Here is a 23847-nt window from a genome sequence, read left to right on the forward strand (position 1 = left end):
CTGCATCGCCCAATAACTGTATGCATAAACAGGTTTCAAATGAAGGGATTCCCCTCGCTGATCAACGTACTGCTGGCCAGTTCGCTGGTGTTGACCATCGGCCGCGGCGTCACGCTGCCGTTCATCACCATCTACCTCACCGAGCACTTCCAGCTGTTGCCGAAAAGCGTGGGCGTGATCCTGGGCGTCAGCCTCACCCTCGGCATCATCGCCAGCCTGTACGGCGGCTATCTGGTAGACAAATTCAGCAAAAACCGCCTGATCCTGCTGTCGATTTTATTGTTCGCGCTGAGTTTCTTCGCCATTCCCTGGATCCCGCGTCCCGGCGGCGTGATCGTGGTGCTGGCGATCCTGCACACCTGTTATTCGGTGCTGAGCATCACCATTAAGGCCTGTTTCGCCGATTGGCTGCCGGTCGAGCAGCGCATCAAGGCTTTCTCAATCAACTACACGCTGGTCAATGTCGGCTGGGCGATCGGCTCTGCGCTCGGCGTTCTGGTGGCCGGGCTGAGTCCGCTGCTGCCGTTCTACCTGTCAGGCGGCCTGGCGCTGGCGACGGTGGCGGCGCTGAGCCTGCGCTTGCGCGGGCGGGAACAGCACGCAGCCCCTATCGCCGCATCAGCCTCACTGCCCAACTTCCGCCAGACGCTGACCATCTTGCGCAGCGATCGCCGGCTGATCTACTTCACCCTCGGCAGCACCCTGGGCGCGGTGGTGTTCGGTCAGTTCACGGGCTATCTGTCGCAGTACCTGATCACCGTCTCCAGCGCCGAGTTCGCCTATAAAATCATTGGGTTGGTGATGATCGTCAACGCCGGTATCGTCATCGCCCTGCAATACCTGCTCAGCCGCGGCATGCGCCAGGAGAATATGCTGCGCTGGCTGGCGCTGGGCACGCTGTTTTTCATCGTCGGGCTGCTCGGTTTTATGGTGGCCGGCCAGGCGGTCTGGCTATGGCTGGCGGCGATGGCGGTGTTTACCTTAGGCGAGATCATCGTTATCCCGGTGGAATACATGTTCATCGACTTTATCGCGCCGCCGCACCTGAAAGGCAGCTACTATGGCGTACAGAACCTCAGCGCGCTGGGCGGCGCCATCAACCCAGTGCTGTGCGGGGTCATGCTCAGCTACGCCGCGCCGCCGCTGATGTTCGTAATGCTGATCGTCGCCGCGCTGCTCAGCCTGCTGTTTTTCTTCCTCGGCCATCGTTTGGCGGAACGTTCTGCGGCAACGGCCGAGGACGCGCGCTGACCCTGCCTGCAACTCTCAAAGCAGGATGTCAACCCGCCGATCGCGCATGGCAGGCATAGCGAGAATTCATGGTGCGATCTGTGGCGTGGCTCACAGTTTAATTGTATGATGAATGCATCGGTTAAACGGAAAAAGACAATGGCCAACGTGCTCACACTGTGCTGGAAATACCTCAGGGCCCTGCTCCTCATCTACCTGTGTCTGTTCGTCGGCAACGCAGTGGCGGCGCTGCTGCCTTTCGCCATTCCCGGCAGCATCATCGGCATGCTCTTGCTGTTCGCGCTGCTCTCGACCCAGATCCTGCCGGCCAAATGGGTTAAACCCGGCTGTCATTTGCTGATCCGCTACATGGTGCTGCTGTTCGTGCCGATCGGCGTCGGCGTGATGAAATATTATGACCAGATCGTTGCGCATCTGGGCCCGCTGGTCATTTCTTGCCTGATCAGCACGCTGATGGTGCTGGTGGTGGTCGGCTATACCTCACACTATTTTCACCGCGAGCGCCGCATTGCCGGCAAGCCCGACGACACGGAGGGCAACTCATGATCCATGAAATCTGGTGGTCGCTGCCGCTGACGCTGGCGGTCTATTTCGCCGCGCGCTGGCTGGCGCGCAAGTTGAACATACCGCTGCTCAATCCGCTGCTGGTGTCCATGGCGGTGATCATCCCGCTGCTGCTGCTCAGCGGCATTTCCTATGAGCGCTACTTCCAGGGCAGCAGGATCCTCAACGATTTGCTGCAGCCGGCGGTCGTCGCGCTGGCCTTCCCGCTGTATGAGCAGTTGCACCAAATCCGCGCACGCTGGAAGTCAATTATCACGGTGTGCTTCATCGGCAGCCTGACCGCCATGATCAGCGGCGGCGCCATCGCCCTGTGGTTGGGCGCCACGCCGGAAATCGCCGCCTCTATCTTGCCGAAATCGGTCACTACGCCGATCGCGATGGCCGTCGCGGACTCGCTCGGCGGCATTCCGGCGATCAGCGCGGTTTGCGTTATTTTCGTCGGCATCCTCGGCGCCGTGTTCGGCCACACGCTGTTCAACCTGTTGAAAATCACGACCCCCTCGGCGCGTGGCCTGGCAATGGGCACGGCTTCCCACGCGCTGGGCACCGCGCGCTGCGCGGAGATGGACTATCAGGAGGGCGCCTTCGGCTCGCTGGCGCTGGTGATCTGCGGCATCATCACCTCGCTGCTGGCGCCGTTTGTGTTTCCGGTGCTGTTGCATCTATTCGGTTGATCAGGATGAAACTTGCGATACATCTCGCATTTATGCCTTTTATTGCATTGATTTCATCATTTAAGAGATATTGATCACACTTTAATGTCTCTGGCCTGCCTAGAATGTGATCCCGTTAACCTGTAGAGAGACCTTCCATGCATCCGCGTTTTCACACCGCTTTCAGCGCACTGCCCGCGACACTGCAATCCGCCCTGCAGCCCTATCTGAACGCGTCCGACTTTCCGGCGATGTTCACGGCCGAGCAAGCGGCGGCGATCCGCTCAGGCTGCGGGTTGGACGATGACGCGCTGGCATTCGCGCTGCTGCCGCTGGCGGCGGCCTGCTCGTTAACCCCGATATCGCATTTCCACGTCGGCGCCATCGCGCGCGGGCAAAGCGGCAATCTCTATTTCGGCGCCAATATGGAATTCAGCGGCGCGCCGCTGCAGCAATCCGTACATGCGGAACAAAGCGCAGTGACTCACGCCTGGCTGCGCGGCGAAAAAGCGCTGGCTTCGGTCACCGTCAACTACACGCCGTGCGGCCACTGCCGCCAGTTTATGAATGAGCTGAACAGCGGCGGCGAGCTGCAAATCCGTTTGCCTGGCCGCGCGCCGGCCACGCTGGCGGACTATCTGCCGGATGCCTTCGGCCCGAAAGATCTGGATGTCGCTTCACTGCTGATGGACGAGGTCGATCACGGGCATCAACTGCCGCTGAACGATGCGCTGACGCAAGCGGCGCTGGCGGCGGCCAACCGGAGCCACGCGCCGTACAGCAACGCCCACAGCGGCGTGGCGCTGGAAACGGCAGACGGCAATATCTACGCCGGCCGCTATGCGGAAAACGCCGCCTTCAACCCGAGCCTGCCGCCGCTGCAGGCCGCGCTGATCCTGCTGAACCTCTCCGGCGGCGACTGCCAGAACATTCGCCGCGCTGTGCTGGCCGAACCGCAGGACGCGAGCATCAGCCAGTGGGATGCCACCCGCGTCACCCTGGCGGCGCTGGGTTGCCAAAACGTCAGCCGCGCCGCCTTCTAAGCGCACCACGGCGGGGCCATCCGGTTCCGCCGTTAACAGTACCGCCCGCCAAATACAATGCCCCGACGCCACCAGAGACACTTTCTTTAGTTAAAAAATCATTTGATTGTCGATAATTACGCCAACCTGGTTCATCATCGGGCAACAAATGCTGTACATCTTCTCTTTATCTTTTAGGATCGTCGGCAATACAGTTATCTGATACGTGAAGAGTAAAACTGATGGAACTAGAATACGAAAGCAAACGCCCGCTCTACATCCCTTACGCCGGCCCGATTCTGCTGGAATTTCCGCTGCTGAACAAAGGCAGCGCTTTCACCGAGGAAGAACGTAGCCACTTCAACCTGCACGGCCTGCTGCCGGAAGCGGTGGAGACCATCGAAGAACAGGTGGAACGCGCCTACCGTCAGTATCAGGATTTCAAGAACGATAACGATAAGCACATCTACCTGCGCAACATCCAGGACACCAACGAAACCCTGTTCTATCGCCTGCTGGACTCGCACTTGAGCGAGATGATGCCAATCATCTACACCCCGACCGTCGGCGAGGCCTGTGAGCACTTCTCCGATATCTACCGCCGCGCGCGCGGGCTGTTCATCTCCTACCCGAACCGCGATCGCATCGATGACATGCTGCAAAACGCCACCAAGCAGAACGTCAAGGTGATCGTGGTGACCGACGGCGAACGCATTCTCGGCCTGGGCGACCAGGGCATCGGCGGCATGGGCATTCCAATCGGCAAGCTTTCGCTGTATACCGCCTGCGGCGGCATCAGCCCGGCCTACACCCTGCCGGTGGTGCTGGACGTCGGCACCAACAACCCGCAGCGCCTCAACGATCCGCTGTACATGGGCTGGCGCCATCCGCGCATCTCCGGCGAGGAGTACCACGCCTTTGTCGAAGAGTTTATTCAGGCGGTCAAACGCCGCTGGCCGAACGTGCTGCTGCAGTTTGAAGACTTCGCGCAGAACAACGCCACCCCGTTGCTGAACCGCTACCGCGACGAGATCTGCTGCTTTAACGACGACATTCAGGGCACCGCCGCGGTCACCCTCGGCAGCCTGATCGCCGCCAGCCGCGCCGCCGGCAGCCAGCTGCGCGATCAAACCGTCACCTTCCTCGGCGCCGGTTCCGCCGGCTGCGGCATCGCCGAGCAGATCATCGCGCAGATGAAGTCCGAGGGGTTGAGCGAAGACGAAGCGCGCGCCCGCGTATTCATGGTTGACCGTTTCGGCCTGCTGACCGACAAACTGCCGAACCTGCTCGACTTCCAAAGCAAGCTGGTGCAGAAGAGCGACAACCTGTCCGGTTGGGAAACCGCCAGCGACGCCATCTCGCTGCTGGACGTGGTGCGCAACGCCAAGCCGACCATTCTGATCGGCGTTTCCGGCCAGCCGGGGCTGTTTACCGAAGAGCTGATCCGCGAGATGCACAAGCACTGCGAACGCCCTATCGTGATGCCACTGTCCAACCCGACCTCGCGCGTGGAAGCCCGTCCGGAAGACATCATCAACTGGACCGACGGCGCCGCCCTGGTCGCGACCGGCAGCCCGTTCGCGCCGGTAAGCTACAAAGAGCAGCTGTACCCGATTGCTCAGTGCAACAACTCCTACATCTTCCCGGGCATCGGTTTGGGCGTGCTGGCCTCCGGCGCCACCCGCGTCACCGACGCCATGCTGATGGCCGCTAGCCGGGCGCTGGCGGATTGTTCGCCGCTGGCGACCGACGGCCACGGCGCGCTGCTGCCGAATATCGACGATATTCAGGGCGTATCCAAGTGCATCGCCATGGAAGTGGGCAAAGCGGCGCAGCTGCAGGGTGTGGCGATCGTCACCTCCGAAGACGCACTGTCGAAAGCCATCGAGCACAACTTCTGGCGGCCGCAGTACCGCAGCTACAAGCGCACTTCGTTCTGATTGACGCGCTGAAATGACCCAGCCCGGCTCCGCCGGGCTTTTTTGTGCGGCAAAACCGCCGAAAAATGCGGCGACGCGCGTGCTTCAGGCGGTTCGCGTCTTGCGTCGGTCGGTCAGGTAAAGTAGCCTTGATCCATCTTTTTCAGCCCGGCGCGCGTAAGGCAACAACATGTGGAAACGCCTGATAATCAGCCTGTTCATCATCATTGCGGTGTTGATGGGCTCGGCTATTGCGCTCGATCGCTGGATCAGCTGGAAAACCGCGCCTTACGTCTACGACGAACTGCAGGAATTGCCGCATCGCCAGGTCGGCGTAGTGCTCGGCACCGCCAAGTATTATCGCACCGGCGTGATCAACCAGTACTACCGTTACCGCATTCAGGGAGCGATCAACGCCTATAACAGCGGCAAGGTGAAATACCTGCTGCTGAGCGGCGACAATGCCCAGCAAAGCTATAACGAACCGATGACCATGCGCCGCGATCTAATCGCCGCCGGCGTGGCGCCGAGCGATATCGTGCTGGATTACGCCGGCTTCCGCACCCTGGATTCCATCGTGCGCACCCGCAAGGTGTTCGACACCAACGATTTCATCATCATCACCCAGCGCTTCCACTGCGAGCGCGCGCTGTTTATCGCCCTGCACATGGGCATTCAGGCGCAGTGCTACGCGGTGCCGTCGCCGAAAGACATGATGACGGTGCGCGCCCGCGAGATCTTCGCCCGTCTGGGCGCGCTGACCGATCTGTACATCCTCAAGCGCGAGCCGCGTTTCCTCGGCCCGCTGATCCCGATCTCCGCCATGCACACCGTGCCGGAAGACGCCCAGGGTTATCCCGCCGTCTCGCCGGAACAGTTGGTGGAGCTGGAGCACAAGCTGAAAGAAGAGAAGCAGAAAGCCAAACAGCCCTGATGCGGCAAACGCCCAAAAGAAAGGCCGGCATATTTTGCCGGCCTTGTCGTCTCTGCTGCGGTAGATCTACTTCTTCTTGGCGTATTTCAACGAGTCCAGCGCCACGGCGAAGATGATGATGCTGCCCTTGATGATGTACTGCCAGTACGGGTTGATGCCGATATAGGTCAGGCCGTAGTTGATGACGGTAAAGATGATCACCCCGGTCACCACGCCCCACACCGTCCCCACCCCGCCGGCAAACGAGACGCCCCCCACCACGCAGGCGGCGATGGCGTCCAGCTCATACATAAAGCCGAGGTTGTTGGTGGCGCTGCCGATGCGCCCCGCTTCCAGCAAGCCGCCGAAGGCATAGAACACGCCGGACAGCGCATAGATCATGATCAGGTTCAGCGGCACGTTGACGCCGGAGACCTTGGCCGCTTCCGGGTTGCCGCCGATGGCGAAGATGTTCTTGCCGAAACGGGTCTTGGTCCACAGGATCCAGACGAAAATGATGGCAATCAGCGCATAGAAGGTGATGTACGACAGCTTAAAGTCGCCGAAGCGCAAGAAGCCTTGGGCAAAGGTGGAGAACTTCGGATCGAAGCCGGCGACCGGCGACGCACCGACCGAATCGTAATACAGCGAGTTGATGCCGTAGACGATGATCATGGTGCCCAACGTGGTGATGAACGGCGTCACGTTGAGGTAGGCGATAATCAGGCCGTTAACCAGGCCGATCACCGCGCCGACCGCACACACCAGCAGGATGACCACGGGAATCGACCAGGTTTCCATGTGCGGGAACACTTTGTTGACGTTATCCATCGACTGCAGCAGCGTGGCCGCCACCACCGCCGCCAGCCCCACCTGCCGCCCCGCGGACAGGTCGGTGCCCTGGGTAACGATCAGCCCCGCCACGCCCAGCGCGATGATGATGCGCACCGAAGACTGCGTCAGGATGTTGCTCAAGTTCATCAGGCTGAGGAAGGTAGGATCCTGAATGATGATGATGGCCAACAGCACCAGCAACACCACGTAAATGCCGCCTTCCTTGAAATAGGTAAATAAGGTTTTTTTATTTAGCGCGTTCATAATTCGAATCCTTAAAGGTGCAGGGAGGCGAGACGTAAGATTTCATTTTGCGAGGTCTGCTTGGTGTTAACGATGCCCGCAACCTGGCCGTTGCTCATCACCAAAATGCGGTCGGTGATCCCCAAAAGCTCCGGCATTTCGGACGAGACGATAATGATCCCCTTGCCCTTCTTCGCCAGTTCGGTCATCAGCTGATAGATCTCGAACTTGGCGCCCACGTCGATGCCGCGCGTCGGTTCATCCAGCATCAGGATCTCCGGCTGCGTCAGCAGCCAGCGGCCGATGATCACCTTCTGCTGGTTGCCGCCGGACAGCGAGCCGATATGGGTGTGATGCCCCGGCGTTTTCACCCGCATGGCGTCGATCACCCACTGGGTGTCGCTCTTCATCCGCGCGTTGTCCAGCAGGCCGAGCTTGTTTTTATAATTGCGGATGTTGGAGATCAGCGAGTTGAAACCCACGTCGAGGTAGGCGTAAATCCCGGTGGATCGGCGCTCTTCGGTCACCAGCGCGAAACCGTGGTTAATCGCTTCGTTGGCGCTGTGGTTGCCGATCGCCTTGCCGTGCAGCTTGATAGTGCCCGCCACCTTCTCGCGAATGCCGAACAGCGTCTCGACGATGTCGGTGCGTTTGGCGCCCACCAGCCCGGCGATGCCGAGGATCTCGCCCTGGTGCAGATCGAAGGACACATCGCGGATCGAAGGCTGGCGCAGCGACGTCAGGTTCTTCACCTCGAGGATCACCTCACCCGGCGTGTTCTGCCTGTCGGGGAAACGCTGGCTCAGCGAGCGGCCGACCATCATGGCGATGATCTTGTCCATATCCAGCCCTTCCAGCGGCTGGGTGGCGATCCACTGGCCGTCGCGCAGCACCGTTATCTCGTCGCACAGCTGGAAGATCTCTTCCATCTTGTGCGAGATATAGACGATGCCGCAGCCGCGCTCTTTCAGCTTGCGGATGATGGTGAACAGGTGATTGACCTCCTTCTCCGTCAACGAAGAGGTCGGTTCGTCCATGATGACGATCTTGGCGTCATAGGAAAACGCTTTGGCGATCTCGATCATCTGCATCTGCGACACCGACAGGTTGCCCACCTTTTCGCGCGGGTTGATGTCGATATCCAGCTCGTCGAAGATCGCCTGAGTGTCTTTGAACATCTTGTCCTGATCGACGAACAGGCCTTTGGTCGGGTAGCGTCCCAGCCACATGTTGTCCATCACGGTGCGTTGCAGCACCAGGTTCAGCTCCTGATGCACCATGGAAACGCCGTGCTCCAGCGCTTCCTTCGAGCTCTTGAAGTCGATTTCCCGGCCCTGAAATACAATGCTGCCGCTGTCTTTTTTGTAAATGCCGAACAGGCATTTCAACAACGTCGATTTCCCCGCGCCGTTCTCCCCCATCAGGGCGTGAATGGAGTGTGGACGGACGCGTAAATTGACATTGTCCAAGGCTTTGACGCCGGGAAATGACTTACAAATATCCGTCATTTCCAGCAAAAATTCGCGTGAGCTATCGGCCATAAATACACCTGGCTTAACGATCTTGCAGTCGTAAACATCCCCGCCGGCGGTATCCCTGGTGTTGGCGCCGCAGGCGGGGTCTTAGCGGGATCTCAATTCTTATTTAATGAACTGAGACAGGTTGTCTTTATCTACGCCGACGTAAGGGATACGCACGACTTTATTTTCGATTTTATATTGGGTGCCTTCGGTGGCCGGTTTGCCCGCCGCCAGGTTTTTCGCCAGCTCGAAGGTGGCCTTCGCCTGATTGTCGGCGTCATTCAGCACCGTCCCCGCCATCGCGCCGGATTTAACCAGCGCCAACGCTTCAGGCAGCGCATCCACGCCGAACACCGGAATACTGGTCTTGTTGTGTGCTTTCAGCGCTTCCACCGCGCCCATCGCCATGGCGTCGTTGTTGGCGATCACCACTTCGATCTTATTGGCGTTCGGGCCGGAGAGCCAGGCGTCCATCTTGTCTTTCGCCTGCGCGGTATCCCACATCGCGGTATCCAACTGCAGCTGTTGGGTCTTGATGCCTTTCTCGTTCAGCGTTTTCACCACGTAGGTGGTGCGCGCTTCGGCATCCGGATGGCCCGGCTCGCCCTTCAGCAGCACGAATTGGATCTGGCCGTCTTTGTTCAGATCCCAGGCCGGATTGGCTTTCCAGTGTTTGGCAATCAGTTCGCCCTGGATCACGCCGGACTCTTTGGAATCGGTGCCGACGTAATACGCCTTGTCATAGCTGTCCAGCGCCTTGCGGGAAGGTTCTTTGTTGTAGAACACCACCGGGATATCGTTTGCGCGCGCCTTATCGATAACCACCGGCGCCGCGGCCGGGTCGACCAGGTTGATCGCCAGCGCTTTCACGCCCTTGGCCAGCAGCACGTCGATCTGATCGTTCTGTTTGGACTGGTCGTTCTGCGAGTCATTCATCAACAGGGTAACGTCCGGTGAAGCCTTGGCGTCTTTCTCGATCGCTTTGCGCACCACCGACATGAAGTTGTCGTCGTATTTGTAAATCGTGACGCCAATACGGGTATCAGCATGGGCTGCGGCGCCAAACATCATGGCAGCGGCCATGGCGGCCAGGGTGAAAACCTTCTTATTCATTGTCAATCTCCGGTTCTGTGTAGGGTATTACTCGTCTTTGAGCCAATGGTCACCGGCAGTGCGCACACCCCAGGCCAGGCGATTTCCACTCAACACCTGTCGTCCGTGGATCTTGTTATTTCCGAGAAATGCTGTGTCAGCGCGAGATAAACGGTTACAGCGGCAAGGGCCTTTGCGCCTGAAAACGCCTAGAGCATAGACGGCGTGATGTTAATATTCTGTGAATTTTCTCACAGATTGAAAACGGTTACACAAGATTAAATCGTCAGAGAGTGACCATCGCCTCACTTTGCCAGGGGGCGACAGAATGGCGCCGCACCAGCGTCGGCATGAACAGATGGCTGGCCTGCGGCTCCACCAGGCCCGCTGCGCCCTGTAATGCCAGCTCGGTCGCCAACGTGGCCATCGAAACGATCGGGTAACGCACCGTGGTGAGTTTGGGGCTGGTGTAGCGCGCGATGGGAATGTCGTCGAAGCCGATCAGCGAGAAATGCTGCGGCACCGTGATACCGTTTTCTTTCAGCACCGCCATGGCGCCGGCGGCCATGGCGTCGTTGTAGGCGAACACCGCGCTCAGCTGTAAGTTGCGCCCCAGCAGCTCGACCATCGCCGCCTCGCCGCCCTGCAGATCCGGCGAACCGTACGCGCGCCAGCTGTCGGGCGTCGCCAGCCCGGCGGCGGCCATCGCCTGAACATAACCTTGCTGACGCAGCGGCCCGTCCTCGATCGGGTGATTGGAGCCCAGATAACCGATGCGACGATGGCCCTGCGAGAGCAGAAGACGCATCGCCATGTCAGCGCCACTGACGTTGTCCAGCCCAACGCAGCGCGACTCATAGCCGGGGATAATCCGATTGATCAGCACCATGCCCGGCACCTGCTCCAGAAAGCCGATCAGTTCGGTGTCGCTCAGGGCTTTGGCGTGAACAATCAGGGCATTACAGCGCTGACGGATCAGCACTTCGATCGCATGGCGCTCTTTGTCCGCCTGATGATAGCTGTTGCCGATCAGCAGATACTTGTGATGTTTCTGCGCCACCGTGTCTACCGCTTTCACCAGCGCGCCGAAGAACGGATCGGACACGTCCATCACCACTACGCCCAGCGTATCGCTGCTTTGGGTCGCCAGCGCCTGGGCATTGGCGTTGGGGCGGTAACCCAGTTCCGCCACCGCCTGCAGCACCTGTTCGCGCGTCTCTTTGCTGGTCAGCGCGCTGTGATTGAGCACGCGAGACACGGTCGCCACGGAGACGCCGGCGCGTTTCGCCACGTCGCGAATAGTGATCGGATGAACTGGAGGCATGCGGGATCCTGAAATCGGGGTAGTGGCCGGTGGCGCTATCCTACCCCGATTGACCCGCAGCTCTGCGTGAATTACGTCACAGGAAAGAAAACGTTTACATACATTTTTTTAACCTGCCGATGGGCGCTCACTTCAGCGCTTTGGATTCCGTTCCACCGGCGGCCATCTGCGTCAATTTGCGCCACAGCCATTCCATCGGCCCCTGTTCGAAGTAACGCAGCCACAGTGCGGAAAACGCCAGGTTGATCAACCAGACCAGCGGCACCAACGCCAACAGTTGAAGCCGGTCGAACTGCTCATAGAGGCCAAAGCGATAAAACAGCGTAGTGCAGATCAGCGTTTGCAACAGGTAGTTGCTCAGCGCCATGCGCCCCACCTGGCTCAGCCAGTGGGCGATGCGCAGGCGCGACAGCGCGGGCCAGAAACCGTAACACAGCGCCAGATAGCCCAGCGCCTGCAGCGGCGCGCCCAGCTCGCGCGGCACCTGCAGCAGGAAACCGCTCCAGCGATAGTCCCAGTGCACCTGCCATTGCAGCGCCACCGCCGGCAGTTGGATCAGCACGGACAGCGGCAACAGCCACGCCGCCTGCCGCAGGTAATAGCCGGAGGAATAGCTGCCGCGCAGCCAGCCGCTGCGCATTAGCCCGGCGCCGAACAGCATCAGCCCCGCCAGCTCCCAGCCATACTGCGCGCCGATGGCCAGCAGGCTGGACGAGAGCAGATCGGCGCGGCTGCGCCAGGCTTCGAAACCGCCCTGCAGCTTCCAGAACTTCTCGTACTGCAACTCCGCCACGCCCGGTTGCCAGAAGCTGCCCGGTTCACCGTGCGAGACAAAACCGAGCAGCAGCAGCACCGCCACGCCGATCAGGTAGAGCACCACGCCGGTTTTCAGCAGCTGGAATGTGTCTTTGGCTTCGCGGATCATGCGCCAGCACACCAGGCCGATCAGCCCGTAGGCCAGCAGAATATCGCCGTCCCACAGGAAGATGGCGTGCGCGAGGCCGAACAGCACCAGCCACGACAGCCGCGCGCGGATCCAGCTTTTGCCGCGCCGCAGCAGCATTTGCAGCCCGGCGCCGAACAGCAGCGCGAACATCGCCAGGAACTTGGCCTGGGCGAAGAGATCCAGCAGCGCCCAGGTCCAGGCGTCGCGCGATGACGGCATCCCCAGATAGGCCGGATTGAGGTAGGCGGCCTTCGGCAAGCCGAAGGCGCTGATGTTCAGCAATAAGATGCCGAGGATGGCGATGCCGCGCACGCAGTCCAGCGTGGCGATGCGCGGCAGAGGATGACTGTTCATTTTTTATCGCTGTCTTCCGCTCATGAAAAAGGCGCCCGCAGGCGCCTGTTGTCGTTTTGCGAGTCGCCCCGCAACGCCATCACCCCTGGTGATGGCGCACCGCGCGCAGGAACTCCTGGCGGGTATTTTGGCTGGACTTGAACAGCCCCCCCAACGAGGTGGTGGTGGTGGCGCTGGTCGCGTCGCGAATGCCGCGCGCCTTGACACAATAATGGACCGCATCGATCGATACCGCCACGTTATTGGTGCCGAGCAGGGTCTGCAGCGCGACCAGGATCTGCTGGGTCAGGCGCTCTTGCACCTGCGGACGCTGGGAGAAGAACTGCACGATGCGGTTGATCTTCGACAGACCGATCACCGAGTCTTTCGGGATATAGGCCACGGTGGCCTTGCCGTCGATGGTGACGAAATGGTGTTCACAGGTGCTGGTCAGCGTGATATCGCGCACCGTCACCATCTCATCCACCTTCATTTTGTTCTCGATGACGGTGATTTTCGGGAAGTTGGCGTAGTCCAGACCGGAGAAGATCTCGTCGACATACATTTTGGCGATGCGATGCGGCGTTTCCGCCAGGCTGTCGTCAGACAGATCGAGATTCAGCAGCTGCATGATTTCGGTCATGTGCTCTTTGATGCGACGCTTGCGCGTTTCGCGATCCAGCACTTCCCCGCGCAGCGGTGTCTCCAGACCACGCTCTTCCAGTGCCGCATGCACCAGCGCGGCTTCTTTACTTAATGATGTCATGTATTTGTTCTCCTGCGGACGGAACCCGCCGGCGGCCTGATAGGGCGTGCGGCCGGCGAATTGCTTGCTCTCGTGACGGCAGAGTTTTCGTGGTGGATAACGTGAACCCGGTCAAGATTTTGCCCCCACTGTAGATGAGAGCGCGGCGATTATCCAGTGATAGTACTTCATCCAGAGGTGAAATCTTCGCATTTAGCACAATCAGGCCGGCTGCGGGTCTCCACGCTTTTTGTATGGTTTTTAATCACCGAGTCGCCGTTTTTTGCGCCAACCGCCGCGCCGGGGTATTCACCGCCAGCCCTCCGGCCACCAACAGTGCTATCACCGCCACATACAGCGCCGGTTCCAGCCGATGGGTCAAGGCGGTCGACAGCGCCGACAGCATCGGCCCGACCAGCTGGCCGATCGCATAACCGGTGGTCAGCAATCCGGCCATGTAACGCGCATGGCGCGGCGCCAGTTCACGGCCGTGCTGAAGGGCGAGCTGCACCACACAGAGGAAACCGCCGCCGGTCAGCAACGCCCCGAGCGCCAGGCCGGCCACGCCCGGCACCACTTCGGCGCTCAGCACGCCGAGCGCCTGTACCCACAGCGTGATCGCCAACCGGGTTTGGGTGGTCAGCCGATGGCGGGTCACAATGCCGATAACGATCCCCAGCACCGCCGCGCCGCCGAACACCGGCCAGACGAACTGCGCGAACAGGCTGTCGGGAAAACGCGCCGCCGCCATCTGCGACAAGAAGGTCGCCGGCAGGATATAGCCGAAGCCGGCCAGGCTGTAGCTCCACACCAGACGCTTGAGCGCCGGCGTCAGCAGCAGCGGCTCCGGAGCCACGTCCGGGCGATGCAGCTCGCCGCTGCGCGGCAGAAAGGCGCTAATCCCCCCGACCAGCACCAGCGCCAGCCCGCCATACACCAGCCAGGCCTGCGCCGCCGTCAGCCCCAGCGCGTTGATGCCCACTGCCAGCATGCCGCTGAGGAAGATGCCAGCGCCCGGCCCGGCGAACACCGCCGCGCTCAGCGCCGGCCGGCCGTAGTGCGCCAACCGCTCGTTGGTCCAGGCCGCCACCAGCACCATCGCCCAGCCGCTGGCCCAGCCGATGACGAAGCGCAGCGCGCCGTGGGTCCATTCATCCTGCGCCAACGCCGACAGCAGCGTCAGCACCATCGCGCCCCATACGCCCAGCCACAGGCGCCGCTCGACGTGGCGCGTGGCGCGCATCGCGTCGTAGGCGCCGCACAGGTAGCCCAAATAGTTGATCGCCGCCACCAGCCCGGCACCGGTCAGGCTGAACTGGTGGTCAGCAATCATCAGCGGCACCTGAGGGGTGAAAGCGAAGCGGCCAATGCCCATCGCCACGATCAGCGCGGCAAACCCGCTCAAGGCAATACGTAAAGCCATACCGGTATCCAAAAGGTTAAAAGAAAGTTGCCAGTATCATGCCGCAGTATTAAACTCACAAAAACTGAATAATAGTCATCAAGTTCATCACAAAACGAGAACATTATGGATCTGACCCAGCTTCGCATGTTCTGCTGCGTAGCGGAAACCGGCTCGGTCGCCCGCGCCGCCGAGCAGCTGCACCGCGTGCCGTCGAATCTGACCACCCGGCTGCGCCAGCTCGAGCAAGAGCTGGGCGCCGATCTGTTTATCCGCGAAAAACAGCGCCTGCGCCTGTCGCCGATGGGCCATAACTTTCTGTACTACGCCAATCGCATCCTGGCGCTGAGCGACGAGGCAATGAGCATCACCCATGCCGGCGAACCGGCGGGCAACTTCGCTCTCGGCTCGATGGAGAGCACTGCCGCCACCCGCCTGCCCTCGCTGCTGGCGGCTTACCACCAGCGTTTCTCGCAGGTGTCTCTGTCGCTGACTACCGGCACCTCCGGCGAAATCGCCGATCGGGTTCGCGCCGGCACGCTGGCGGCAGCGCTGGTCGACGGCCCGGTGCCCTATGACGAGCTGAACGGCTGCATCGCCTATCCTGAACATATGGTGGTGATCTCCTGTCTCGATCACGCGCCGATCCACAGCGCCAAAGACGCCAACGGCGAAACGCTGTTCGCCTTTCGCGCCAGCTGTTCCTACCGCCTGCGGCTGGAGGCCTGGTTCAAGCGCGAAGGCGTGCGGCCGGGGCAGATCATGGAGATCCAGTCCTATCACGCCATGCTGGCCTGCGTCGCCAGCGGCGCCGGGCTGGCGATGATCCCGCATTCGGTGCTCAGCCTGCTGCCGGGCCATGAACGGGTTCGGGTTCACACCCTGCCGCCGGACGTGGCCGACACCGCCACCTGGCTGCTGTGGCGCCGCGACGCGTTCGGGCCGAACGTGCGCGCGCTGAAAGAATTGATTATTGAACAGACGGAAACCGCCGCTGTTGATGAAAGCACCCCCAACGATTTATCAGACGTTGTCGATATCGCCTGATTTAAAAAGAAAACCACTGAGGAGACTATGATGGAGATGATCAAAACCCGCGCCGCCGTTGCCTGGGGCCCGAACCAGCCGCTGAAGATCGAAGAAGTCGAGCTGATGCCACCGCAAAAAGGCGAAGTGCTGGTGCGGATCGTCGCCACCGGCGTTTGTCACACCGACGCCTACACTCTGTCCGGAAAAGATCCGGAAGGCGTGTTCCCGGCGATCCTCGGCCACGAGGGCGGCGGCGTGGTGGAAGCGGTCGGTGAAGGCGTCACCAGCGTGGCGGTCGGCGATCACGTGATCCCGCTCTACACCCCGGAGTGCGGCGAGTGCAAATTCTGTAAATCCGGCAAGACCAACCTGTGCCAGGCGATCCGCGCCACTCAGGGCAAAGGCCTGATGCCGGACGGCACCACCCGCTTCTTCAAGGACGGCAAGCCGATCTTCCACTACATGGGCACCTCCACCTTCTCCGAATACACCGTGGTGCCGGAAATTTCACTGGCGAAAATCAACAAAGAAGCGCCGTTGGAGGAAGTGTGCCTGCTGGGCTGCGGCGTCACTACCGGCATGGGCGCGGTGATGAACACCGCCAAAGTGCAACCGGGCGACACCGTGGCGATCTTCGGCCTGGGCGGCATCGGCCTGTCGGCGATCATCGGCGCGCAGATGGCCGGTGCGGGCCGCATCATCGGCATCGACATCAACACCAGCAAGTTCGATCTGGCGCGCAAGCTGGGCGCTACCGATCTGATCAACCCGAAAGACTATGACAAACCGATTCAGGAGGTGATCGTCGAGCTGACCGACGGCGGTGTCGACTTCTCCTTCGAGTGCATCGGCAACGTCAACGTGATGCGTTCCGCGCTGGAATGCTGCCACAAGGGCTGGGGGGAATCGGTGATCATCGGCGTCGCGGGCGCCGGCGAAGAGATCTCGACCCGGCCATTCCAGCTGGTCACCGGCCGCGTCTGGCGCGGCTCGGCATTCGGCGGCGTCAAGGGCCGTTCGCAGCTGCCGGGCATCGTCGAGCGTTATCTGGACGGCGAATTCGCGCTGAACGACTTTATCACCCACACCATGGGGCTGGAGCAGATCAACGAAGCGTTCGATTTGATGCACGAAGGCAAATCGATCCGTTCCGTCATCCACTTCGACAAATAAGCCAGGAGGCAGAGATGACGTTGTCATTGGAACTTCTCGAAGAGCACCGCATGTTCGGCGGCTGGCAACAGCGCTATCGCCACGCGGCGCAGAGCCTGAATTGCAACATGACATTCAGCATCTACCTGCCGCCGCCGCGCGATGACAACCCGCCGCCGGTGCTGTACTGGCTGTCGGGGCTGACCTGCAACGACGAGAACTTCACGTTGAAAGCCGGCGCGCAGCGCATCGCCGCCGAGCTGGGCCTGGTGCTGGTGATGCCGGACACCAGCCCGCGCGGCGACGAAGTGCCGAACGACGAAGGCTACGACCTGGGCCAGGGCGCCGGGTTCTACCTGAACGCCACCCAGGCGCCGTGGGATCGTCACTTCCGCATGTACGACTACATCAGCGCCGAACTGCCGGCGCTGATCGAACAGCACTTCAGCGTCAGCGATCGTCAGTCGATCTTCGGCCACTCGATGGGCGGCCACGGTGCGCTGATGATGGCGTTTCGCAACCCGCAGCGCTTCCGCTCGGTATCGGCCTTCGCGCCGATCGTCAACCCGTGCCAGGTACCGTGGGGCCGCAAGGCGTTCACCGCCTATCTGGGCAGCGACGAGAGCCAGTGGCTGCAGTACGACAGCTGCCATCTGCTGGCCAGCGGCGCGGAGAAAATGCCGGTCCTTATCGATCAGGGCGACGACGACCAGTTCCTGGCCGATCAGCTGCAGCCGGCGCGGCTGGCGGAGCTGGCGCGCCAGCGCGACTGGCCGCTGACGCTGCGCATTCAGCCGGGGTACGATCACAGCTACTTCACCATCGCCACCTTCGTGGAAGATCACCTGCGCTTCCACGCCGAGCACCTGTTCCGCTGATAAAAAAATCCGGGCGGTTAAACCGCCCGGATTTCTTCAAATACCGTCAAGAAGAAAGTCGATGGCGGCTTTTATCCTGCTCCGATACTGGGAAACATCACAAAATTCGGCCCCCAAAGCCCGAACCGGGATGCTGGCCATTTCATATGTCATCACGGCGTACTCGTTGTCATCAATCAATTTGATCAACGGGATCAAGCGCTCCGGTCGCGGACTCCCCGGGTATTTTTCAACGGGCAACAAAGGGATCACAACTCGACGATTTAATTGCCCAATGATATCGCTCGTCACATCAAGCAGCAGGGGGTAAATCGCGCTGTTCCCGCTATTCGCATACACCGTAAATTGCATCGCTAAAACGTCCTGTATTCGTCGCTAAAGCAACCATGCTCATCATTAAATCGGTTAAGCGCTTCAAGCGCCTCTCGGTTTTCTTCCTGCCATTTTATCCTCTCATGCTGACGCAACTCAGCATCTAAAGCAGCAGTCAGCGTCGCGCTGAGATTAATCCCCGCCTCACGCGCACGGCTCAACAAACTGCGTTCCAGCGTCATAGTCACACTTTGCGTCGTTCGTTGTTTTACTGGCATCGGCACCTCTCTCACTCATTTTCGTGCAAACAACACGGCTTATTGAACGGATAATAGCACTGAGACGTCATGTGAGCCCGTTCAAATGTGCGCCATACGTTAAAGCATCACCCCTTCAGCTTCGGATCGAGCGCGTCGCGCAATCCGTCGCCTAACAGGTTGAACGCCAGCACGGTGATAAATATCGCCAGGCTGGGGAAGATCGCCACGTGCGGCGCGATCACCATATCGGCGCGCGCTTCGTTGAGCATCGCTCCCCACTCCGGCGTCGGCGGCTGGGCGCCCAGCCCCAAAAACGACAGGCTGGCGGCGGTGATGATCGAGGTACCGATGCGCAGAGTGAAATAGACCACGATCGAAGACAGGGTGCCCGGTAGGATGTGCCGCAGGATGATGGTCCAGTCCGAGGCGCCGATACTGCGCGCCGACTCGATATAGGTCAGGCGCTTCAGCACCAGCGTATTGCCGCGCACCAGGCGAGCGAAGGCCGGAATGCTGAAGATCGCCACCGCGACGATCACGTTGGCCATGCCGCTGCCCATGATCGCCACCACGCCGATCGCCAGCAAAATGCCGGGAAACGCGAACAGCACGTCACAGACGCGCATGGTGAGGCGATCCCACCAGCCTTCATAGTAGCCGGCCAGCAGCCCCAGCAGCGTGCCGATCGCCCCGCCCGTCAGCACCGAGAACACCCCGGCCGCCAGCGAAATGCGCGCGCCCATCAGGATGCGGCTGAAAATATCGCGTCCGAGGGAATCCACCCCCAGCCAGTGCAGCAGCGAAGGCCCTTCGTTCAGCCGGTCGTAATCGAAATAGTTTTCCGCATCGAACGGCGCCAGATAAGGCGCCAGCAGCGCCGCCGCAATCAGCAGCAGCACCAACAGACCGGCGACCAGCGCCGCCCGCTGGCGGCGAAAACGCCGCCAAAATTCGCCCCACGGCGTGCGCACCGCGTTGGGGTCAATAAGCGGCATCGCCTTCAGTGCGGCGCTGCGCCGCCAATGCTTAATCATGCCGCATCCTCATTGGTAACGAATCGCCGGATTGATCGCCGCGTACAGCATATCCACCAGCAGGTTGATCAGGATGAACTCCAGCGAGAACAGCAGCACCTCGGCCTGGATCACCGGGTAATCGCGCATCTCCACCGAGTCCACCAGCAAGCGCCCCAGCCCCGGCCAGTTGAACACCTTCTCCACCACGATCGAACCGCCGAGCAGGAAGCCGAACTGCAGCCCCATCATGGTCACCACCGGGATCATCGCATTGCGCAGGCCGTGTTTCATCACCACCACGCTTTCTCTCACGCCCTTGGCGCGCGCGGTGCGCATGTAGTCTTCCTGCAACACCTCGACGAACGAAGCGCGGGTGAAACGCGCCATCACCGCCGCCACCGCCGCCCCCAAAGTGATCGAAGGCAGAATGTAGTGCCGCCAGCTGTCGGCGCCCACCGTCGGCAGCCACCCCAGCTCGACCGAGAACACCTGCATCAACAGCATGCCGAGCGCAAAGGCCGGGAACGAGATCCCCGACACCGCCAGCGTCATGCCGAGGCGATCCGGCCAACGGTTACGCCACACCGCCGACACCACGCCGATCGCCAGGCCGAACGCCACCGCCCACAGCATGCTGGTGACGGTCAGCCAGAAGGTCGGCAGAAAGCGCGAGGCGATCTCTTCACTCACCGGGCGCTTGGACACCATCGAGATGCCGAAGTCGCCCCGCAGCGCGTTGACGAAAAAGTGCGCGAACTGCTGCGGCAGCGGCTTATCCAGCCCCAAATCCTTGCGCACCAGCTGCACCACCGCCTCGTCGGCCTCCGGCCCCGCCGCCAGCCGCGCCGGATCGCCCGGCAGCAGGTGGACGAACAGGAACACCAGCACCGCTACGATCAGCAGCGTCGGGATCAGGCCCAGCAGTCGTTTCAGAAAATAATTGAGCATCTCATTCCTTCCCCCACCCGCAGCCGCGTGGCCGCAGGCGGGGATGGGCGCCTTATTTCAGATCGGCGTTATCAAAGTTGAACGAGGTATCCGGCATCACGTAGAAACCGCTCAGCTGTTTGCTGTTGGCCGACAGCAAGCGTTCGGTCGCCAGGAAGATCCAGGGCGCGTCGGCCCAGATGCGATCCTGCGCGTCCTGATACAGTTTCTGCTTCTCGGCGCGATCGGTGGTTGCCAGCGCGTCGGTCAGATCCTTGTCCACCTGCGGATTGCTGTAGAACGCGGTGTTGAACTGCTTCGGCGGCGCCGCCTGGGTGGAGAACAGCGGCGACAGCGCCCAGTCCGCTTCCCCGGTCGAGGCCGACCAGCCGGTGTAGAACAGCCGCACGCCGGTGTCTTTCACCCCGACGCTCTCCACCTGCGCCGCGCGCTGCCCGGCATCCATCGCCGTCACCGTCACTTTCACCCCCACCTGCGCCAGCTGCTGTTGGGTGAACTGCAGCACCTTCTGCGCGGTGCTGTGGTTGTGGGACGACCACAGCGTGGTGGTGAAGCCGTTCGGGTAACCGGCCTCTTTCAACAGCTCGCGCGCCTTGGCCGGATCGTACGGCCACGGCTTATAGCGCGCGGCGAAATCGATCGCCGGCGGCACCGGCCCTTCCGCCGGCACCGCGTAACCGGCAAACGCCACCTTGATCAGCGCGTCCTTGTTAATCGCGTAGTTCAGCGCCTGGCGCACCTTCGGGTTGTCGAACGGCTTTTGGGTAACGTTCATGCTGATGTAACGCTGCAGGATCGACGGCGCGGCCACCACGTCCAGCTTGGCGTTGCCTTCCAGCACTTTGGCCTGCTCGTAAGGGATCGGGAAGGCGAAGGTCGCCTCGCCGGTCTGCAGCATCGCCGCGCGGGTGTTGTTATCCACCACCGGGCGCCAGGTGATGCTGTCGAGCTTCGGCAGCCCCGGCTGCCAGTAGCCGTCGAACTTCTTCACCTTGACGAAATCGGTCTGGTTCCAGGTCACGAACTGATACGGCCCGGTGCCGACCGGATGGAAACCGATCTCCTTGCCGTATTGCTTCAGCGCCGCCGGGGAGATGATCGCCGCCGCCGGGTGCGCCAGATTGTTGACGAACGCCGAGAACGGCGCCTTCAGCACGATTTTCACCGTATTGGCGTCCACCGCTTCGGTTTTGTCGATCATCTTGAACAGGTTGTAGCGCTTGAGGTGGCTGTCCGGGTTGCTGGCGCGGTCGAGGTTGACCTTCACCGCCTCGGCGTTGAACGCGGTGCCGTCGTGGAATTTAATGCCCTGGCGCAGTTTGACGGTATAGGTCAAGCCGTCTTTGCTGACCTCATAGCTGTCCGCCAGCACGTTCACCAGCTTCATGTCCTTGTCGAAGCCGAACAGCCCCTGATAGAAAGACTTGGCCACCGCCTGCGACAGCGTGTCGTTGGCGTCGTAGGGATCGAGGGTGGTGAAGTTGGACGCCACGGCGATCACCGCGTCCTTCGCCGCCCAGACCGGGCCGGTTCCCGCAGCCAGCAGTACGGCGGCCAACAGCGCATTGCGTTTGAATGTGTGCTTCATGTCGCTTGTCTCTCCTGAGGTGTTTAAAAAGCACCGGCGATCGGGTGGCGGGCGACAAAGTGTCCGGCGCCAACCTGCACCAGCGGTGCGGTAACGGGTTCATCGCCCAGCGCGCGCACCGGGCTCGGGATCTCATCGGCCGGCAGCGGCTGCCGTTTGTGGGCGTGAGCGGGATCGGCCACCGGCACCGCCGCCATCAGCTTGCGGGTGTAGGGGTGCTGCGGGTTGTCGAACACCGCCTGCCGCGGGCCGATTTCCACGATCTGCCCGAGGTACATCACCGCCACCCGGTGGCTGATGCGCTCCACCACCGCCATGTCGTGTGAAATGAACAGAAAAGCGATGCCGAACTCGCGCTGCAGATCGAGCAGCAGATTGACGATCTGCGCCTGAATCGACACGTCCAGCGCCGAAACCGCCTCGTCGGCGATCACCACTTTCGGGTTCAACGCCAACGCGCGTGCGATGCAGATACGCTGGCGCTGGCCGCCGGAAAATTCGTGCGGGTAGCGGCGCGCGTGTTCCGGCAACAGGCCGACGCGTTCCAACAGCCAGGCCACCCGCCTTTCGGCCTCCCGGCCGCGCATCACTTTGTGCACCAGCAGCGGCTCCATGATGGAAAAACCGACCGTCAGGCGCGGATCGAGCGAGGCGTAAGGATCTTGAAAGATGAACTGAATATCGCGCCGCAGGTGCTGCAGCGCCGGCCCCTTCAACCGATCGATTCGCCGCCCGGCGAAGGTGATGGTGCCGCTCTGGCTGTCCACCAGTTTCAGCAAAGAACGCCCGGTGGTGGACTTGCCGCAGCCGGACTCGCCCACCAGCCCCAGCGTCTCGCCGGGGTAAAGATCGAAACTGACGTTTTCCACCGCGTGCACCCGGCGAGTGACCCGATTGAACAGCCCGCCGCGCAGATCAAAACGCGTGACCAGATGCTCCACCCGCAGGATCGGCGCGGCGTCTGGCGGCACGGTATCCTGCGGCGCGGCATCGCCCTCGCCATCCGGCAGCGGAAACTTCGCCGGCAGCGGCCGATCGGCCATCGCCCCCAGCTTCGGCACCGCCGCCAGCAGCGCCCGGGTATAGGCCTGTTGCGGTGCGGCGAACAGCTCGCGCACCCGATTTTGTTCCACCTGCTCACCGCGGCGCATCACCAACACCCGATCGGCGATCTCCGCCACCACGCCCATGTCGTGAGTGATGAAGATCACCCCCATCTGCATCTCCTGTTGCAGCACGCGGATCAGCTGCAGGATCTGCGCCTGAATGGTGACGTCGAGGGCGGTGGTGGGCTCATCGGCGATCAACAGCGCCGGCTTGCAGGAGAGCGCCATGGCGATCATCACCCGCTGGCGCATACCGCCGGAAAGCTGATGCGGGTAGCGCCCCAACACCTCTTTAGCCTCCGGAATACGCACCAGATCGAGCATGCGCAGCGCCTCCTGGCGCGCGCTGCGGTGGTCCATGCCCTGATGCAAACGCAGCGATTCGGCGATCTGCTCGCCGACTGGAAATACCGGGTTGAGCGAGGTCATCGGCTCCTGGAAGATCATTGCCATGTCGGCGCCACGCACCGTGCGTAGCGTGTGCTGCGAGGCGCGCGCCAGATCGAGCAACGCGCCGTCGCGCCGGCGCAGCGTCATGGCGCCGCCGACGATGCGCCCGCCGCCCTGCTCCACCAGACGCATCAGCCCCAGTGAAGTGACCGATTTGCCGGAGCCGGACTCGCCGACGATCGCCAGCGTCTCGCCGCGATCGAGATCGAACGACAGGTTGCGCACCGCTTCTACGGCGCCGTCCGCTTGAGGAAAGCTGATGCTCAGATCGCGCACCGTCAGCACCCGCTGCGGCGGCAATGGCAGCCCGTCGCCGGCGGGCCGGAATGAAACGTCGGTCATACACC

At 61.4% G+C, this 23847-nt stretch carries 22 protein-coding genes; 9 read left to right on the forward strand and 13 right to left on the reverse strand.

Annotation, left to right across the window (positions count from 1 at the left end; all coding sequences use genetic code 11):
• Positions 1-39: 39 nt before the first annotated feature.
• From IMX17_RS10680 to sanA, 6 genes are all read left to right on the forward strand, one after another.
• Positions 40-1251: an MFS transporter gene (locus IMX17_RS10680; protein WP_046896988.1), complete on the forward strand. Its 1212-nt coding sequence runs from the start codon at positions 40-42 to the stop codon at positions 1249-1251.
• A 138-nt stretch (positions 1252-1389) separates the two neighbouring features.
• Entirely contained in the window at positions 1390-1797 is a 408-nt protein-coding gene (locus IMX17_RS10685; RefSeq protein WP_033642448.1) for a CidA/LrgA family protein, read from the forward strand.
• Positions 1794-2489, forward strand: a complete 696-nt coding sequence (locus IMX17_RS10690; protein ID WP_193549759.1) for a CidB/LrgB family autolysis modulator — start codon at positions 1794-1796, stop codon at positions 2487-2489. Before IMX17_RS10685 ends, IMX17_RS10690 begins: the two co-directional genes overlap by 4 nt.
• 137 nt (positions 2490-2626) lie before the next feature.
• Positions 2627-3511 carry a cytidine deaminase gene (gene cdd / locus IMX17_RS10695; protein ID WP_193549760.1) on the forward strand — a complete coding sequence of 295 codons (885 nt, stop codon included), beginning with the start codon at positions 2627-2629 and terminating at the stop codon, positions 3509-3511.
• Positions 3512-3732: 221 nt separating this feature from the next.
• Positions 3733-5430, forward strand: coding sequence for an NAD-dependent malic enzyme (locus IMX17_RS10700; RefSeq protein ID WP_182264858.1), 1698 nt, complete (start codon positions 3733-3735; stop codon positions 5428-5430).
• Between the two features lie 169 nt (positions 5431-5599).
• A complete protein-coding gene (sanA, locus tag IMX17_RS10705; protein ID WP_004938948.1) occupies positions 5600-6343 on the forward strand; it encodes an outer membrane permeability protein SanA in 744 nt (247 codons plus the stop codon).
• A gap of 66 nt (positions 6344-6409) precedes the next feature.
• Here the strand turns inward: sanA and mglC are convergent, their stop codons facing one another.
• From mglC to IMX17_RS10740, 7 genes are all read right to left on the reverse strand, one after another.
• Positions 6410-7420, reverse strand: a complete 1011-nt coding sequence (mglC, locus tag IMX17_RS10710) for a galactose/methyl galactoside ABC transporter permease MglC (protein ID WP_033642445.1) — start codon at positions 7418-7420, stop codon at positions 6410-6412.
• Positions 7421-7431: 11 nt separating this feature from the next.
• Complete coding sequence (mglA, locus tag IMX17_RS10715; RefSeq protein ID WP_182264860.1) at positions 7432-8940, reverse strand: galactose/methyl galactoside ABC transporter ATP-binding protein MglA; 1509 nt, start codon at positions 8938-8940, stop codon at positions 7432-7434.
• 99 nt (positions 8941-9039) lie between these two features.
• Positions 9040-10032: a galactose/glucose ABC transporter substrate-binding protein MglB gene (gene mglB, locus IMX17_RS10720; RefSeq protein WP_033650594.1), complete on the reverse strand. Its 993-nt coding sequence runs from the start codon at positions 10030-10032 to the stop codon at positions 9040-9042.
• 265 nt (positions 10033-10297) lie between these two features.
• Entirely contained in the window at positions 10298-11335 is a 1038-nt protein-coding gene (gene galS / locus IMX17_RS10725; protein ID WP_182264861.1) for an HTH-type transcriptional regulator GalS, read from the reverse strand.
• 127 nt (positions 11336-11462) lie between these two features.
• Entirely contained in the window at positions 11463-12635 is a 1173-nt protein-coding gene (gene yeiB, locus IMX17_RS10730; protein WP_046896984.1) for a DUF418 domain-containing protein YeiB, read from the reverse strand.
• 79 nt (positions 12636-12714) lie between these two features.
• On the reverse strand, positions 12715-13380 hold the full coding sequence (gene folE / locus IMX17_RS10735) for a GTP cyclohydrolase I FolE (RefSeq protein WP_004938969.1): 666 nt from the start codon (positions 13378-13380) through the stop codon (positions 12715-12717).
• A 244-nt stretch (positions 13381-13624) separates the two neighbouring features.
• Positions 13625-14782, reverse strand: coding sequence for a YbfB/YjiJ family MFS transporter (locus tag IMX17_RS10740; RefSeq protein WP_094142395.1), 1158 nt, complete (start codon positions 14780-14782; stop codon positions 13625-13627).
• Positions 14783-14887: 105 nt separating this feature from the next.
• Here IMX17_RS10740 and IMX17_RS10745 point away from each other — a divergent pair, with 105 nt between their 5' ends.
• Genes IMX17_RS10745 through fghA form a run of 3 tightly spaced genes read left to right on the forward strand, consistent with a single transcriptional unit; the run spans position 14888 to position 17820 of the window.
• Positions 14888-15808 carry a LysR family transcriptional regulator gene (locus IMX17_RS10745; protein ID WP_193549761.1) on the forward strand — a complete coding sequence of 307 codons (921 nt, stop codon included), beginning with the start codon at positions 14888-14890 and terminating at the stop codon, positions 15806-15808.
• Between the two features lie 30 nt (positions 15809-15838).
• Positions 15839-16963 (forward strand): S-(hydroxymethyl)glutathione dehydrogenase/class III alcohol dehydrogenase, encoded by a 1125-nt coding sequence (locus tag IMX17_RS10750; protein WP_016928454.1) that lies wholly within the window; start codon positions 15839-15841, stop codon positions 16961-16963.
• A gap of 14 nt (positions 16964-16977) precedes the next feature.
• A complete protein-coding gene (gene fghA, locus IMX17_RS10755; protein ID WP_015377214.1) occupies positions 16978-17820 on the forward strand; it encodes an S-formylglutathione hydrolase in 843 nt (280 codons plus the stop codon).
• A gap of 36 nt (positions 17821-17856) precedes the next feature.
• Here fghA and IMX17_RS10760 read toward each other — a convergent pair whose 3' ends face one another.
• The 6 genes from IMX17_RS10760 to IMX17_RS10785 form a co-directional block, all read right to left on the reverse strand.
• Positions 17857-18171, reverse strand: coding sequence for a CcdB family protein (locus IMX17_RS10760; RefSeq protein WP_046896980.1), 315 nt, complete (start codon positions 18169-18171; stop codon positions 17857-17859).
• 2 nt (positions 18172-18173) lie between these two features.
• Positions 18174-18410: a type II toxin-antitoxin system CcdA family antitoxin gene (locus IMX17_RS10765; RefSeq protein ID WP_029988820.1), complete on the reverse strand. Its 237-nt coding sequence runs from the start codon at positions 18408-18410 to the stop codon at positions 18174-18176.
• Positions 18411-18517: 107 nt separating this feature from the next.
• Entirely contained in the window at positions 18518-19426 is a 909-nt protein-coding gene (gsiD, locus tag IMX17_RS10770; RefSeq protein WP_193549762.1) for a glutathione ABC transporter permease GsiD, read from the reverse strand.
• Positions 19427-19435: 9 nt separating this feature from the next.
• Positions 19436-20356, reverse strand: a complete 921-nt coding sequence (gene gsiC / locus IMX17_RS10775) for a glutathione ABC transporter permease GsiC (RefSeq protein ID WP_046896979.1) — start codon at positions 20354-20356, stop codon at positions 19436-19438.
• A 52-nt stretch (positions 20357-20408) separates the two neighbouring features.
• Entirely contained in the window at positions 20409-21944 is a 1536-nt protein-coding gene (gsiB, locus tag IMX17_RS10780) for a glutathione ABC transporter substrate-binding protein GsiB (RefSeq protein ID WP_004938996.1), read from the reverse strand.
• A 23-nt stretch (positions 21945-21967) separates the two neighbouring features.
• Positions 21968-23842 carry a dipeptide ABC transporter ATP-binding protein gene (locus IMX17_RS10785; protein ID WP_193549763.1) on the reverse strand — a complete coding sequence of 625 codons (1875 nt, stop codon included), beginning with the start codon at positions 23840-23842 and terminating at the stop codon, positions 21968-21970.
• Positions 23843-23847: the final 5 nt, after the last annotated feature.

Source organism: Serratia sp. X3 (genome assembly GCF_014982455.1).
In the GTDB taxonomy this organism is placed as follows: Bacteria; Pseudomonadota; Gammaproteobacteria; order Enterobacterales; family Enterobacteriaceae; genus Serratia; species Serratia ureilytica.